General features: G+C 62.7%; 12 protein-coding genes and 2 tRNA genes. 7 read left to right on the top strand and 7 right to left on the bottom strand.

Going from position 1 to position 13,805, the window contains the following annotated elements:
• Positions 1-25: 25 nt before the first annotated feature.
• The 3 genes from ACFPN5_RS17050 to ACFPN5_RS17060 all read left to right on the top strand — a co-directional run bounded on the left by ACFPN5_RS17050 (position 26) and on the right by ACFPN5_RS17060 (position 2,842).
• A complete protein-coding gene (locus ACFPN5_RS17050) occupies positions 26-718 on the top strand; it encodes an adaptor complexes medium subunit family protein (RefSeq protein WP_379784975.1) in 693 nt (230 codons plus the stop codon).
• Between the two features lie 125 nt (positions 719-843).
• The gene (locus ACFPN5_RS17055; RefSeq protein WP_379784976.1) at positions 844-1,926 is read left to right on the top strand and encodes a BON domain-containing protein; all 1,083 of its coding nucleotides are present in this window, start codon (positions 844-846) and stop codon (positions 1,924-1,926) included.
• A gap of 79 nt (positions 1,927-2,005) precedes the next feature.
• Complete coding sequence (locus tag ACFPN5_RS17060; RefSeq protein WP_379784977.1) at positions 2,006-2,842, top strand: HDOD domain-containing protein; 837 nt, start codon at positions 2,006-2,008, stop codon at positions 2,840-2,842.
• On the opposite strand, the gene ACFPN5_RS17065 is transcribed toward ACFPN5_RS17060, so the two are convergent.
• The 6 genes from ACFPN5_RS17065 to ACFPN5_RS17090 form a co-directional block, all read right to left on the bottom strand.
• On the bottom strand, positions 2,839-4,008 hold the full coding sequence (locus ACFPN5_RS17065; RefSeq protein ID WP_379784978.1) for an MFS transporter: 1,170 nt from the start codon (positions 4,006-4,008) through the stop codon (positions 2,839-2,841). The two genes, ACFPN5_RS17060 and ACFPN5_RS17065, sit on opposite strands and share 4 nt — an antisense overlap.
• Before the next feature lie 110 nt (positions 4,009-4,118).
• Positions 4,119-4,700 carry a rhomboid family intramembrane serine protease gene (locus ACFPN5_RS17070; RefSeq protein ID WP_379784979.1) on the bottom strand — a complete coding sequence of 194 codons (582 nt, stop codon included), beginning with the start codon at positions 4,698-4,700 and terminating at the stop codon, positions 4,119-4,121.
• On the bottom strand, positions 4,690-5,514 hold the full coding sequence (gene rhlP, locus ACFPN5_RS17075) for a rhombotarget lipoprotein (RefSeq protein WP_379784980.1): 825 nt from the start codon (positions 5,512-5,514) through the stop codon (positions 4,690-4,692). The genes ACFPN5_RS17070 and rhlP overlap by 11 nt, the downstream gene beginning before the upstream one ends.
• A gap of 120 nt (positions 5,515-5,634) precedes the next feature.
• Positions 5,635-6,243 (bottom strand): IMPACT family protein, encoded by a 609-nt coding sequence (locus tag ACFPN5_RS17080; RefSeq protein WP_379784981.1) that lies wholly within the window; start codon positions 6,241-6,243, stop codon positions 5,635-5,637.
• Positions 6,244-6,316: 73 nt separating this feature from the next.
• Positions 6,317-6,392, bottom strand: a tRNA-Lys gene (locus ACFPN5_RS17085).
• 89 nt (positions 6,393-6,481) lie between these two features.
• Positions 6,482-6,997 carry a hypothetical protein gene (locus tag ACFPN5_RS17090; RefSeq protein ID WP_379784982.1) on the bottom strand — a complete coding sequence of 172 codons (516 nt, stop codon included), beginning with the start codon at positions 6,995-6,997 and terminating at the stop codon, positions 6,482-6,484.
• A 197-nt stretch (positions 6,998-7,194) separates the two neighbouring features.
• Here ACFPN5_RS17090 and ACFPN5_RS17095 point away from each other — a divergent pair, with 197 nt between their 5' ends.
• The 4 genes from ACFPN5_RS17095 to ACFPN5_RS17110 are packed head-to-tail and all read left to right on the top strand — an operon-like array spanning position 7,195 to position 13,592.
• Positions 7,195-10,041 carry a type VI secretion system Vgr family protein gene (locus tag ACFPN5_RS17095; RefSeq protein ID WP_379784983.1) on the top strand — a complete coding sequence of 949 codons (2,847 nt, stop codon included), beginning with the start codon at positions 7,195-7,197 and terminating at the stop codon, positions 10,039-10,041.
• A 1-nt stretch (position 10,042) separates the two neighbouring features.
• Positions 10,043-10,855 (top strand): DUF4123 domain-containing protein, encoded by an 813-nt coding sequence (locus tag ACFPN5_RS17100; protein WP_379784984.1) that lies wholly within the window; start codon positions 10,043-10,045, stop codon positions 10,853-10,855.
• Entirely contained in the window at positions 10,825-11,595 is a 771-nt protein-coding gene (locus tag ACFPN5_RS17105) for a DUF3304 domain-containing protein (RefSeq protein WP_379784985.1), read from the top strand. Before ACFPN5_RS17100 ends, ACFPN5_RS17105 begins: the two co-directional genes overlap by 31 nt.
• The gene (locus ACFPN5_RS17110; protein ID WP_379784986.1) at positions 11,592-13,592 is read left to right on the top strand and encodes a T6SS phospholipase effector Tle1-like catalytic domain-containing protein; all 2,001 of its coding nucleotides are present in this window, start codon (positions 11,592-11,594) and stop codon (positions 13,590-13,592) included. Before ACFPN5_RS17105 ends, ACFPN5_RS17110 begins: the two co-directional genes overlap by 4 nt.
• 115 nt (positions 13,593-13,707) lie before the next feature.
• Here ACFPN5_RS17110 and ACFPN5_RS17115 read toward each other — a convergent pair.
• Positions 13,708-13,783 (bottom strand) — tRNA-Lys (locus ACFPN5_RS17115).
• Positions 13,784-13,805 lie beyond the last annotated feature (22 nt).

The following is a 13,805-nucleotide window of genomic DNA, read 5'->3' on the forward strand; positions in this document are numbered from 1 at the left end:
AGTTCACTGAACCCGGAAGTCTCCCATGTTCAAATCCCTGTTGTCCCTGTCTTCTCTTGCCCTGCTGGCCGGCGCAACTGCCCAGGCCGCCGACCTCACCGCGCTCGAACAGCGCTGGCTGCAGGCGGCAAGCCCGGTCCTGGCCTATTCCCGTACCTTGAAACTGCCCGTGGACATCATTGTCCAGCCGCAGGCGCGCGCCACCGACGTGCCGCTGGCCATGGGCTTCGATGGCGGCCGCTGCAAGCTGGTGCTCTCGCTGCGCGGCAATCCGCAGGCCGAAGCGGTACTCTCGGCCGTGCCACCCGAGCGCCACGACGAACTCATCGAGGCCATGGCGGCGCACGAGGTTGCCCATTGCTGGCGCCATGCCCAAGGCGCGTGGAAGGCGCTGCCCGCAGGCTTTGCCGAGGTGGGCGAGGAAAACGCAGCGGACACGCACCTGCTGGCGGCATCGAAAGCATTGCGCGAATCGCGCCGGGAGGAAGCCTATGCCGATCTGGCGGCGCTGGCCTGGACCCGGCATCGCAACCCCGACGCCTATGGCCGGGTGCACGGCTGGCTGGAGAAGGTAAGGAGCCAGCACACGGTGGCGCGCGGCGGCCACGATACCCGGACCTGGGTGGCGCTGGCCCGCGACGCCAGGCGGATCAAGCCGACTGGCTCGCCGTTCGAGGATGCGGCGCCCTTATGGCGCGAGGGCCTGCTGCGCGATTGAGCAGGTTCAGCTAACTCAACAGCATTTCGTGGTATTTCCGGCAAGGGTACGGTGTCGCACAGATGGTGCGCGGGGGTGGGGCGTTTAATGACCCTATCACAACAACTCATACGAGGGACACCACCATGAAATCGCTGCTCGCAACCTTGCTTGCCACCGCCGCCGGCGCCAGCTTCGCCGCCGCTCCTGCCGCTGCGCCGAACCAGGACGCTGCCGCCTACCGCACCGTCAGCCAGAAAGCAGCCTCCGAATACAAGACGGCCAGCGCGAAGTGCAATGCGCAGAAGGGCAACGAGAAGGATGTGTGCCTGGCCGAGGCGAAAGCAACGCGTGCCCGCAGCGAGTCCGAGGCTGTCGCCAAGTACAACAGTTCCGAGCAAAGCCGTGCCGGTGCACGCGCCAAGCTCGCTGAAGCTGAATACGAAGTGGCCAAGGAAAAGTGCGACGACAAGAGCGGCGCCGAGAAGGACAGCTGCATCGACAACGCCAAGTCGGTGCGCACCGCCGCGCTGGCTGATGCCAAGGCCGGCCGCACCTCCGCATCGGCCAACGCCGCTGCCGGCAGCGCCGGCCTGATCGCCAGCACCGACACCAAGGATCCGGCCAAGGCCGCAGCCGTCGCCAAGTGCGAGAAAGTCGGCGGCGGCGACACCGCTTGCCTCGTCGATAACAAGGGCAATGCCACCTCGCTCGTGAACCGCGCCGACAACGCCACCGAGCGTGCCGCCGACAAGACGAAGGATGGCGCCGAGACGGCCGCCGACAAGACCAAAGGCGTCGCTGCGACCGTTGTCGCGAAGACCAAGGAAATGGCCTCGGCCGCCGTCGACAAGACTAGGCAGGCCGCATCGAGCGTGGCGCAGAAGACCGAGAACGCCACCGAGAACACGAAGGATGCCGCTTCGACCGCCGTCGCGAAGACCGAGAATTCAGCTGACCGCGCCGCCGACAGTGCCGGCGACAAGACCCGCGACGCCGGCCGCAACACGGCAACGGCCGCCTCGGACACGGCGATCACCACCAAGGTCAAGGCCAGCCTCTTCAAGGAGCCGGACCTGAAATCGATGGCGATCAACGTCGAAACCGAGAAGGGCGTCGTCATGCTGAGCGGCTTCGCCGAGTCGAAGGCCGAGGCGGACAAGGCCGTCAAGGCGGCGAAGGAAGTCGAAGGCGTGACCAGCGTGAAGAGCAACATCAAGGTGAAGTAAGCGAAGCAAGGCCGCAAACGGTGCCCCGCACCGTTTGCGCGCCGAACGGCTGGTCACGCGCGGCAGGTATAATTTCCGGGTGAATAAACTCGAAGCCTTTGGATACATCGTGGCCCAGGCGGCCCGCGGTGACATCACTTTCCCCACCAGCGTCAATGCGGTCCTGCGCCTGCAGCAGGCGCTCGACGACCCCGACTGCCCCCTCGACGAGGCGATCCGCCTGGTGCTGGCCGAACCGCAACTGGCGGCCCGCACCGTCGCGCTGGCCAATTCGGCGGCGTTTGGCGGCGCTGGCGGCCCACCCATCACCAATGTGCGCGCCGCCATCACGCGGCTCGGGTACCGGCGCCTGCAGGTGCTCGTTGCCAGCCTGGTCGTGCGCCAGTTCGGCAGCCGCATTGCGGACCCGGGCCTGCGCGCGAAGGCCGAGCAGTTGTGGCAGCACACGATCCACGTCGCGGCGCTGGCCGGCGTGCTGGCGCGCCGCGTGACGGGCGTCAATCCGGATACGGCACTGTTTGCCGGCATCATCCACGAGGTCGGCGGCTTTTACCTGCTGTCGCGCGCCGACGAGTTTCCCGGCCTGCTCGACGACGACCCCGAGAAGTGGGGCGAGTTGTGCGAGGACGTGGTGGGCATCGAAGTACTCAAGAAGCTGGCCGTGCCAGTGCCCGTGCGTGATGCCATCGGCGAACTGCGCAAGGCCTGGATCAACATGCCGCCCTCGACCCTGCTCGACACGCTGCTGCTGGCGAACCAGTACGCGCCGGTGGCCTCGCCTCTCGGCGAGGCCGAGCCCCTGCCAGATCATGCCGACAGCGCGCTCGATTTCATTATCGACGCTGAACTGCTGGCATCGATGCGCGCCGAAGCCGAAGAAGCGTGCCGCGCGCTGGGCGGGCCCTTGCTGGTTTAGGCTCGGGCAGGCAGCGCCTGCGGGCGGTGCATTCCCAGCATCAGCAGCGACAGGGCGACGCCAACCACCGCCAGGCCAGCCGCCACCCACTGCGGCGCGGCGTAGGAATAGCCGAGCGTGAGCGGAATGCCGCCGAGGAAGGCGCCGGTCGCGTTACCGATATTAAAACCCGACTGGCCGAGCGAGGAGCCCAGCATTTCCGCTTCGCGCGAGTGGTCGATCAGCAGCATCTGGATCGGCGGGCCGAGCGCCAGCGCATTGGCGCCGGTGGCAAGGGCCAGCACCAGCATGGCCGGCTGCGAATCGGCCAGCAGGCCATTCATCAGGAGCAGGGCGGTCATGCTCGTCAACAGGATGGCGATTGCCCGGATCGGCGCGAAGCGGTCCGCCAGCCTTCCTCCGGCCAGCACACCAGCCGTCATGCCCACGCCGACCACCGTCATGATCATCGGGATCTGGCCGGGCGCGAAGCGAGACACCTCGGTCAGGAGCGGCGCGATATAGCTGAACCAGGCGAAGAAGCCGCCGGTGCCGATCGAGGTGATCGCCAGCGCCATCCACAGGCCCGGCTTGCGGAAAATCCTCAGGTCCTTCATGAAGCCGGCGCTCGGGCGCGCCTCGAAGAACGGCACCAGCTGCTTCAGGCTGAACGCCGTCACGAGACCGATCGCGGCGACGATGACGAACACCAGGCGCCAGCTGATGTTGTGGCCGAGCCAGGTGCCGAGCGGCACGCCGATGACGTTGGCCAGCGTCAGCCCGGTAAACATCGTCGCCATCGCGGCCGCGACTTTCCCTTCGTCCGCCAGGCGGCTGGCGACGACCGCGCCGACGCCGAAAAAGGCGCCATGCGGCAGGCCGGCCAGGAAGCGCGACACCAGCATCAAGCCGAAATTCGGGGCCAGCGCGGACAGGGCATTGAAGGCGGCGAACATCAGCATGAACCAGATCAGCACGGTGCGCGGCGGGCGTTTGGCCAGCAGGCTGACCAGCGTCGGCGCGCCGACCACCACGCCCAGCGCGTAGGCGGTAATCAGGTAGCCGGCCTGCGGGATGGTGATGTCCAGGCCGTTGGCGACGTCGGGGAGGATGCCCATCATGACGAATTCGGTCATGCCAATGCCGAAGCCGCCAAGGGCCAGTGGTAACAGGCTCTTCTTGATCAAAACGTGGTGTCTTTACGATAAGGGGTGACAGCGGCCGGGTCTCTCGCCGGGCCGGAGGATCGACCACTATAGTCTTCTCGCAGCGTCCAGTCCGCTTTTGAGTCGTGATGTCAGGTATGCGATGCGCTGATAGCAGCCCTGGCCGACAGCCCGGCATGGAGGCCGCAGGCTGCGCCCAACGGGTGCGCCTGCCAGGCGACGGCCACCCCTTGCGGCAGGCTGGACAGCCCAATGCCGGCGCCGAGCGCGTGCAGGATGCAAGCCGCGGCGAAGGCGGCGGCGCCTGCCAGGATGGCGCGCTGGCCGCGCCCGGCCTGCGGCCAGGCAGCGACACCGGCCGCCACCGCGAGCAAGGCGGCGAGGCTCGACGCGCCGCGGTATTCCGCCAGGCCCGGCATGGCGGCAAGGAGCAGCAGCGAGATGAAGGGCGCCGCCAGGGCCAGGTGGCCGAGCAGGCGGGCGGGCCCGATGCGGCCCTCGAGGATGGCACCGGCCGCCAGCAGCACCAGGGCGTCGGTGAGCGCATGCGGCAGGCCGAAATGGACCAGGTGGCCGGTCCAGAGGCGCCACCCCTGCCCGGTCAGGATCGCCTCGCGCTCCCATGCGAGGCTGGCGGATACGGTCTCCGGCAGGCAGGCCAATGCCAGGCAGGCCAGCGCCAGGATGGCACTGGCGGTGGGCTTAGGCCGCACGGCGCTGCTTGACGAGGAGGACCGCCACCGCAGCCAGCGCGGCCAGCCAGCCGGCATCGCCGCCGCCTTTGTAGCCGGCTTCCCGCTCCACCTTGAATTGCTGCGGATTGGATTTGACGCGTTCGCGGAAGTTGCCCAGTTCCGTCTGCAGTTGCGGGACCAGGCGGGCCAGCGCTTCGTTATAGCCCTGCGATTGCGCCGCGCGCGCCTCTTCGCTGAAGGCGACCAGCGACGCCATTCCCTTGACCTGGCTGGAGCCCGGCGCGCGGAACAGCAGCTTGCGGCTCTTCACGTCAAACACCGCCGCATCGAGCAGGGTCTGCACATCGTACTGATCGCCCGCGATGAGGTAGGCGCCGACGATCGACCAGTACAGCACGGCCAATTCGTTGGTATCGTGGAAGCGCACCTGATCGTAGGACAGCAGGGTGACGACATCGACATCGAACATGCGCGCCACCTGGTCGAGGTTATCGAAGCCGCCGCCCGCACGCAGGTAGGAGGAGGGAATGACCTCGATCTTGCCGATATAGGCGTGCGAGGAGAATGCGCCCTTCACGCGTTCGAGCATTTGCTGCTTTTCCTGTTCCGACGGCGCCATGCCCCGGTTCGTGCCGGGCACGAAGGCAATGCCCACGCGTACCGGCAAACGCAGTTCGGTCACGGTCGGCGCGAGCGATGGCGGCACGCTCGCTTTCGGGTAGAGGAAATCGACGATGCTGCCCGCATGGCGCGCCCCGCGGTTGTTCACCGAAGCGCAGGCCGCGAGCGAGGCGGCGAGGGTGAGGAGGAGGAGAAAACGAAGGAAGCGCATGGGGCACCTGTGGATTGTTGAACATCCAGGTGCGCATGCTGTCATGGCCCGCGCGATCGCGGTTGCGCTGCCGGCCAGGTAGCGCGGCGTGCGCCCGGCGGTATCGCCAGGCGGGCCGCGTCAGGCGTCGTCGCTGTCTTCATCCCTGCGCAGCCAGCGGATGCGGCCGTGGCCAGCCTCGTTCAGGCGCTGCGTGAAACCCGGCGCGGCCGCTTCGGGCAAGCTGAACGCGAACACGACCTCGTCGCCATGCATCACTTCGAGCAGGGTGGCGCCGGCCGCCTCGAGCTCGCGCCGGATCATGCCTTCGAAGGCGTAGGGCGCAGCACAGCACAGGGTGGCAAGGCGCACGATCGCGACCTTGTCCGCGCCCAGCAAGGCTTGCGCCACGCTGTCGGTGTAGGCCCGCACCAGTCCCCCGGCGCCGAGCTTGACGCCGCCGAAGTAGCGTACGACCGTGGCCAGCACGCCTTCCAGGTCCTGGTGGCGCAGCACGTCGAGCATCGGTCGCCCGGCGGTGCCGCTCGGTTCGCCATCGTCGACGGCGGCCGAATGCCCGCCCGCCAGCAGCGCCCAGCACACGTGCGCGGCCGTGGGGTGCCCGGCGCGCAAGGATGCGACCACCTGTTGCGCACCGGCGCGGTCAGTCATCGGCTGCACGCAGGCGATGAAGCGGCTCTTCTTGATGATGAGCTCGTGATGGACGGGGGAGGTGATGGTCTGGGGCATAGGGCACCAAAAGGCGCTCGGGATGCGGAAACAAAAACGCCAACCGTGAAGGTTGGCGTTTTCGCTGAATCTTTGGTAGGCCGTGCGGGATTCGAACCTGCGACCAACGGATTAAAAGTCCGCTGCTCTACCAGCTGAGCTAACGACCCGAAGAAGGCAAGATTATAGCCGGACTCTTGCGAAACGCCAAGGACTTCGTGCGCATGTCGTGCATGAAGGCAATCGGCGCGCGCGACATTCAGGTTTCGATCTGCTTGTCTTCCGCCTTGGCCTCGCGCATGGCTTCGGGCTCGAGCTTCTCCGCTTCGACGTTCATCCGGACGAATACGCCCCAGCTCGCCAGCAGGACGGCCGCCGCGACACCGATCGACGCCACATGCGGTAGCAGCTCTGGTTTGGTGTGCACGAACTGGAAGACCCCGACCAGGCACTCGACCCCAAGCGACACCACCACCACGATCAGGAAGCGCGACAGGAAGCGCCGCAACCGGGTCGGCGAGCTGACGTGCACTGCGCGCTGCACTTCCTCTTCCAGCACCGTCTGGCCCAATTCGAGGGCGGCGACGGCAATCGTCAGCAAGCCGATGCATTCGAGGATGAGCCGGAAGCGCTCCTGCACCGATTGTTCATCGGAGGGACGCAAGGCCGACCATATTTCGATCGCGCCAAGCACGATGAGCGCAAAGCCGCAGACGAAGAAGAGCAGGGTGATCGCCACGTAACCAATGGCGCCAATTTTTTGCAGGATTTTCACGAAGTGCCTCAGGTGTCGATGTGTGAACACTTTAGCACCTATGCACCAGCGATCTGTTTCCGTAGGAATGTTCGCGTTTACTGCAGCAGATACTGCTTTTTGGCAATTCGAATGAGCTTGCGCAACGTTGCGCGCAACGAAAATTATATCGTTGCAACGCGTTGATTGGCCACCCTGTATGAAGGAGTGTTGTGCGCATGCATACCGCGTTGGTAAACCAGGTAACTGCCGCGCTGGCGGAGTTTTCCAGCGCGAGCCGGTTGTACGAATTGTCGATCGGCGATGGCGAGTCGGATCACTTGTCGCAGGTCCTGCTAGTGGAAGCTTTCAGCGCAAGCGACACGGTGCACGGAATTGGCGTACGGGACGTCATCGTCCTGTCGACCAGCATGCAGCTAGAGCTCGACGCGCTGCTGGGACAAGCAGCCGCCTTGCAGGTCAGCCTCGCGGACGGAACGCGCGCCTGCTTCAGGGGCGACATCAGCGAGGTGGCGCAGCTCGGCAGCGACGGCGGCCTGGCGCGCTACCGCCTGCGCATCGCGCCCTGGATGTGGCGCCTCGGGCAGGTGCGCAACAGCCGCGTATGGCAGGACAAGAGCGTGATGGACATCGTCGACGCAGTCTTCCAGCCGTATCGCCCGCTGGCCCGGTGGCGCTGGAGCGCGGAAACGTCGTCGTTCATGCGCGACGCGCGCCCACGCAGCTATTGCTGCCAATACCGCGAGTCCGACCTCGACTTCGTCTCCCGGCTGCTGGCCGAGGAAGGCCTGTCCTGGCGCTTCGAAGACACCACGGATGGTCTTGGGGCCGTCCTGTTTGCCGACAGCACCGGGCCCGATGCCGTGCCCGAGGACGCGACGGGCGCGCTTCACGGTGCGATTCGGTATCACGCTGTGGGCTCGGCCGAGGAGCACGATACGGTACAGGCGCTCACAAGCGGGCAACGGCTGCACGCCTCGCTCGTCAGCCTGCTCAGCTACGATTACAAGGCAAAACAGGTCGTCGCGGCCAGCTCGTTCTCCCACTACCGCCACGACAGACTGCCCGCCCTCGAATCCTGTGATGTGCCCGGGCAGTACGCCTGGGCGACCCGCGCCGAGGCGCAGCGCTACGCGGACCTGCGCATGGAGGGACAGGAAGCGCGCCGCGCGCTCTGGCAGGGACGCTCGACCGTGCGCACCCTGCGCGCCGGCACCCGGCTGGAGGTCACCGGCGCGCCGCTGCAGGCCTTCGGCGACGCCGCGCGTCTGGCGATGCTGAAGGTCACGAGCGTCGGCGTGAACAACATGCCCCCGCCGGCCCAGCATGCCCTGGCCGAGCTGTTCGGGCCGATCCCGGAACTGCTCGAGCAAATCAACCACGACGCGCGCCCGGACGATTTTGCGCTCGTGATCGCGCAGGCGGTCGAAACAGGTTATGCGAACTGTTTCGAGGCGATCGGGGCCGATTCCACCTGGCGTCCGGACCGCGAAGATATGCGGCCAACGGCGCACGGCGCCCAGAGCGCCATCGTCATCGGCGCCGACGGCAGCGACCAGCCGAACGGCGCCGACGAACTGTACTGCGACCGGCTCGGCCGGATCCGCATTCGCTATCACTGGCAGGACGGCGCCCATGCGAGCTGCTGGGTGCGCGTCGCGCAGCGGGCGGCCGGCGGCGGGATGGGCGCGCAGTTCCTCCCGCGCATCGGACAGGAAGTGCTCGTCCAGTTCCTCGAGAACGACATCGACCGGCCGATCGTCGTCGGTGCCTTGTACAACGGGCAGGGCGAGGGCGGCATCGTGCCGACGCCGGGCGGCACCCGGCCCGCAAGCGAACTGCCATCGCCTTTCCCGCAGGCGCACGACCACGCCGCCTCAGGCCAGGGCAATCTCGCCGGCGGGAACAGTCCGGTCTGGCACGGGGCGTCCGGCGACAGCGCGGGGCACCGTAACGGCGCGGCCCAATGGGGTATCCGCAGCAAGGAGTTCGGCGGCTCGGGCTACAACCAGCTGCTGTTCGACGATACCGATGCGCAAGGGCGCGTCCAGCTGAAAAGCAGCCACGCGGCGAGCGAACTCAATCTCGGGCACCTGATCCATGCCGCCGACAACTATCGAGGCAGCTTCCGCGGGCTTGGGGCGGAGCTGCGTACGGATGCGTATGGCGCGGTGCGGGCAGGGGCGGGATTGTTGGTGTCGAGCTACAAGGTCAATCACAGCGCCGCGGCCCGGGATGCGGCGGGCGATAACGCGGCGGGCATCGCCATGCTGAGGCAGGCGGCGACGCTGGCGGACACCTTCAGTTCGGCTGCTGTGACGCATCAGACCGTTGGCCTGGCGGCGCACCTGGGCGCAGCGAAGGCGGGCGCGAGCGTGCTGGATGACAAGGGGGCGCCGCTGATGGCGTTGCTGACTGCGGTGTCGGGGATGGTCGGGGCGGACTCGCTTGATGCCGGGTTGGCGGATGCCGCTGCGAAAAATACGGCTGGCGGAAAGGGCAAGCTGCCGCATACGACGGACGCGATTATCGCGATCGCGGCGAAGGATGGGTTCGCTGCGGTTGCGGGGCAGAGTTTGCAGCTTGCGAATGGCGAGACCGTCACGCTGATGAGCGGGCAGGACACGCAGTTCGTCGTCGGTGGGCCGATGCGCATGCAGACCGGTCAGGCCATTGGCGTGCTTGGCGGGGCAGTCAAGGCCGGGGAGGGCGGAGTTGGTTTGCAGCTGATTGCGGCGAAGGATGCGATCGATATCCAGGCGCAGGGCGATGAGCTGAAGGTGCAGGCGCGGGATGAGGTGAACGTCATCAGTGCGAATGCGCATATCGATTGGGCGGCGGCGAAACGGATTAGTTTGTCGACTGCCGGGGGCGCGAATATCACGATTGATGGGGGGAATATTACGGTGCAGTGTCCGGGGAAGATCAAGGTGCATGCGGGGAAGAAGAGTTTTACCGACCCTGCGAAACTTGCCTACGACCTCCCCGCACTACCACGCAGTATATGCATCGCTTGCCTGAAGAAGTCGCTCGAGGCAGGTCCAGCGTTCACGATGGTGGAATGACATGCTAATCGATCACTTCAAAGAAGATTTTTTTGACGCACTGAGTATGCGTGCAGTAGAGCCGTCGACCTCAAAAGGCCTTTATCTGCTGATCGATGGCGCATTTGTTCCAGGGCTACATAAGACGCTGGCGACTGAAGTTAAATCATTGTTATTTGCCTCGCTTCCAAGGTGTAACAATGAAACCGCGAATTTATCGCCGTTTCTGATGCCTTATGCCATCCCTGACAAGCGGGTGCGTTCGTTACTGCAGCGCTGCGACGGATGGCCCATGGTAAGTATGATTGAAACACCTGAGCCGCTTGCCCAGCTCAGTAAGCGCTTATCGGCATGGTGCGTGGTCGAAGTCGACGGCCAGCGCTTCAATTTTCGTTTTCCGGACACCCGGCGTCTGCCGACCATTTTCCGAACGCTCGATCCCGCGCAACGTGCTCAGTTCACAGGACCGATCGCACGCTGGTCATACGTAGGTCGGGATGGGTGCTGGAATGAACTTGAGGTGTCGGGAAGTAGGGAAGAACCGGCCACTAATCCAGTATTGAACAATCGGCAGTTTGCCGCGCTTGTCGACGATAGCCGAGCCGACGAACTGCTGGTACTGCTCGGCGACCGCGGGTATGAAGTCGGCAAGCATCCTTCGGTAAGTCATGCGCGGGTAAGTGCCGCGCTTCGTGTCGCTGTCTCGGCCGTTCTGGACGACAACGATGTGCTTCCCTGGTGTGCATGGTACTGGCAACACGCCGAGATGCGCCACGACTGCTCCGCGGAGACGGCGTTCCAGACATGGCGAGACACTTCCCTGATGGAAAAATAAAAATGATTCGATCGTTTCTGGGGCCGGCTTGCCTGCTCGGCACCTTCTTGCTGTCCGCCTGCGAAAAGCAAACGGTGGACGTCAATCTTCATGGTGTGAATTACACCGGCGACACCTTCAGTTACTGGGTCATGGATCCAACGAATCCGGAGCGGGGCAGCGGTGGAGAACTGATCGACCCGTTTGGGGCGGGCGGTACCTTGTGTTGCGCTACGCTGCCCCGTAAATGGCAGCCTGGAATCAAGCTCACGATTCGCACGACCCATTGGTTAAAAGAGCGGCCCGACGGCAGTCTGCCTGAAGTGAAGAAAGAGCATGTCGTCGAGGTGCCAAAGTATGTCGATGGCAAGCCAGGGGAGTTGTGGGTTTTGCGTAACGCAGACGAGAGTGTCAGCGTTGTTTCAAGCGATTTGCAACCAGACCATGTGCAATGGCCTGGCAAAGTAAAAGGATGGCCAGTCGCTTCGCTTGAGTACAGGCGCGAGAGGTGGGAACTGTTTCGCAAGCATGAAGAGGGGGGAGTCAGACTCTTTCTTTCTGCCCTTGCAGAGCTGGCTGAAGACCCTGAAAAACATACTAAAGAAGAGTGGGCTCATACGAAGAAATATAATCCATCGGAGCTCATCGGCTTTTCTGGGCATGGCGATCCTAAGTATCGCGATTTTCTAAGGAAACAGCATGAAGAAGGGCTGGAGCGTAGCCGCAAGTTGCTGAAGAATGTCATGGATGCAAGGCCATGAGCGCCCGCCTATCACCGCCGATTGGTGCAGAGTTCAGTACTGCTACTCATATCGATAATTTTTTTGATAGCGCAAATGTAAGGTACATTCATCGTACATTTGAACCACGCGAGCAACCGCCACTTGGCATTCCCGGAAAATCGTGCGAAACGAACTTGTTCTTTGGTTTCTTTTTCGATGGAACAAAAAATAATTACGTTCAGGCGGAAACCGCACGTAATCACTCGAACGTAGCTCGCTTGTACGATTGCTACCCGGGGCTGAGTGTCCCTGGCGTACTTCCGTCCTCAACCGACTGGCAGCATAAACCCGCCAGGTACACGCATTTTTTCAAGGTGTACGTGCCGGGCGTTTCGTCTCCGTTCAAGCAAGTAGGCGATACAGGTACCGGTGTTGACCTTACAGCAGGAGCCGCTTCTGGTGCACTTGGAGAACGAAGGATTATATGGGCTCTGGTACAAGCCATTAACAATATTCATCGGTACTTCTTGAAAGAACCTCTGGTCACGCAAGCAGAGCTAGATGGTCTGGTTCGGCGCATTATACTCAACAGATTTTCCCGTGCGGTGTTAACAAACCCTGGTTCTGCCTACAGCGTTGTGGCAAGTAACCAAGCTAACATGCGCGCGCGACAAGAATTCAAAAAAATCCTGCTACGGTTGAAGACTGCGATTGCGCTGCATTGCCCCGACCCGAAGACCGGGAAGCCGGCGAAAATCGATCCGGCTATCGTTAAAACGATTTATGTCTCCACATTCGGATTTTCACGGGGAGCGACAATGGCTCGCGCATTCGTGAACTGGTTGCAGTCCCTGTGTAAGCTTGACGCTGAGATTCACGGAAGAGGTGCGCAGATGTCGCTGGGCGGCTTTAATGTCGTGTTTGATTTTCTTGGAGTGTTCGATACCGTTGCGTCGGTCGGAGCTGGTAATACACTAGGCAACACTTTTGCAGGAAAGTTTCTCGATGGCCACGGAGCGTGGGCCGATACTGAGGACAGTTTGCGCATTCCGCCAGGTATCAGGTGCCTGCACTTGGTCGCTGCACATGATCTACGGCGCAGCTTTCCAGTCGATTCAATCTCTGTCAGAGGGAATCTGCCCGCAGGCTGTGAGGAAATTGTCGTACCGGGCGTTCATTCGGATATCGGGTGCGGCTACGCTCCTTGCGAACAAGGTAAAGGAACTGACCCGAATGGTGACGATATGTTGTCCCGCATTCCGTTGCTAATGATGTACAAAGCAGCGCGCATGAATGGCGTGCCTTTAAAGCTTGAGACAGCGAGTTCTACTGCAAAGGCCAGATTCGCGGTTAAGTCTACGACAATCGAGGCTTACAACGCTTACATTGCGACTTGCCAGGAAACGCAGGGGCCAATCCATAGAATCATGCGCGAACAAGCTCGGAAGCAAATCGAATGGCGTTTGATGCGCCGTGTAACGCAACAGGCCCCATTGCAGAAAACAGCGAGCTTTCTACGCGCCTCAACGTTCGAGCAAAACGATCTTCTAAGCGCCGGGGAAGAATTTGAGCAGGAAATCAACGCTTTTATTCTTTGGCGCAAAGGGAAAGGTGCTGCGTTCCGTCCGGTGCAGCAGAAAGCAGGATTTGACAATGAGCATCTAGCCGAGTGGGAAGAAATTGCCAGATGGTGGCAAGAGACACCACGACCACCGGAAGCGGTTGTATCTTTTTTCGATAACTATATTCACGATTCCCGAGCAGCGTTTAAACTGCTTCCAGGAAACGATGAGAAAGACATACTAGCAAAGCTTGCCGAGGAGAGTGGAAAGGCTACGAAGATGCCACGAATGAAGACGGGCGGAAGGGAACCGTTCGATTCTTCCTGGAAGAGCTACGGTTTATCTGGCAGAGCTGGCTACCTGAGATTCCGTAAGATATATGGCGGAGAAGATTCTGTCCTGCTCTCATCGCTTTCCATCAATGATCGGTCTGTGGCGGATGTTGAAGGCGGCGCTGACAACACCGTTGCCTGATTGACTGCGCCTCATTCAGGAGCGGCTGAAATACATTTCAACATCTCTGCTGCGTGCGCACAACAAAAAAGGCGCCATGATCACTCATGACGCCTTCATTGCTACAACAAATTCGTGGTAGGCCGTGCGGGATTCGAACCTGCGACCAACGGATTAAAAGTCCGCTGCTCTACCAGCTGAGCTAACGACCCGAAAGAGGCAGCATTATAGCCG

It is taken from the genome of Massilia niabensis (assembly GCF_042655085.1).
In the GTDB taxonomy this organism is placed as follows: domain Bacteria; phylum Pseudomonadota; class Gammaproteobacteria; order Burkholderiales; family Burkholderiaceae_D; genus Telluria; species Telluria niabensis.

What these genes read in the sequence shown, in the direction of transcription:
- ACFPN5_RS17050 (WP_379784975.1), top strand. Translation starts at nt 26, where the DNA reads ATGTTCAAATCCCTGTTGTCCCTGTCTTCTCTTGCCCTGCTGGCCGGC.
- ACFPN5_RS17055 (WP_379784976.1), top strand. Translation starts at nt 844, where the DNA reads ATGAAATCGCTGCTCGCAACCTTGCTTGCCACCGCCGCCGGCGCCAGC.
- rhlP (WP_379784980.1), bottom strand. Translation starts at nt 5,514, where the DNA reads ATGCGCTTCCTTCGTTTTCTCCTCCTCCTCACCCTCGCCGCCTCGCTC.
- ACFPN5_RS17080 (WP_379784981.1), bottom strand. Translation starts at nt 6,243, where the DNA reads ATGCCCCAGACCATCACCTCCCCCGTCCATCACGAGCTCATCATCAAG.
- ACFPN5_RS17095 (WP_379784983.1), top strand. Translation starts at nt 7,195, where the DNA reads ATGCATACCGCGTTGGTAAACCAGGTAACTGCCGCGCTGGCGGAGTTT.
- ACFPN5_RS17100 (WP_379784984.1), top strand. Translation starts at nt 10,043, where the DNA reads ATGCTAATCGATCACTTCAAAGAAGATTTTTTTGACGCACTGAGTATG.
- ACFPN5_RS17105 (WP_379784985.1), top strand. Translation starts at nt 10,825, where the DNA reads ATGGCGAGACACTTCCCTGATGGAAAAATAAAAATGATTCGATCGTTT.
- ACFPN5_RS17110 (WP_379784986.1), top strand. Translation starts at nt 11,592, where the DNA reads ATGAGCGCCCGCCTATCACCGCCGATTGGTGCAGAGTTCAGTACTGCT.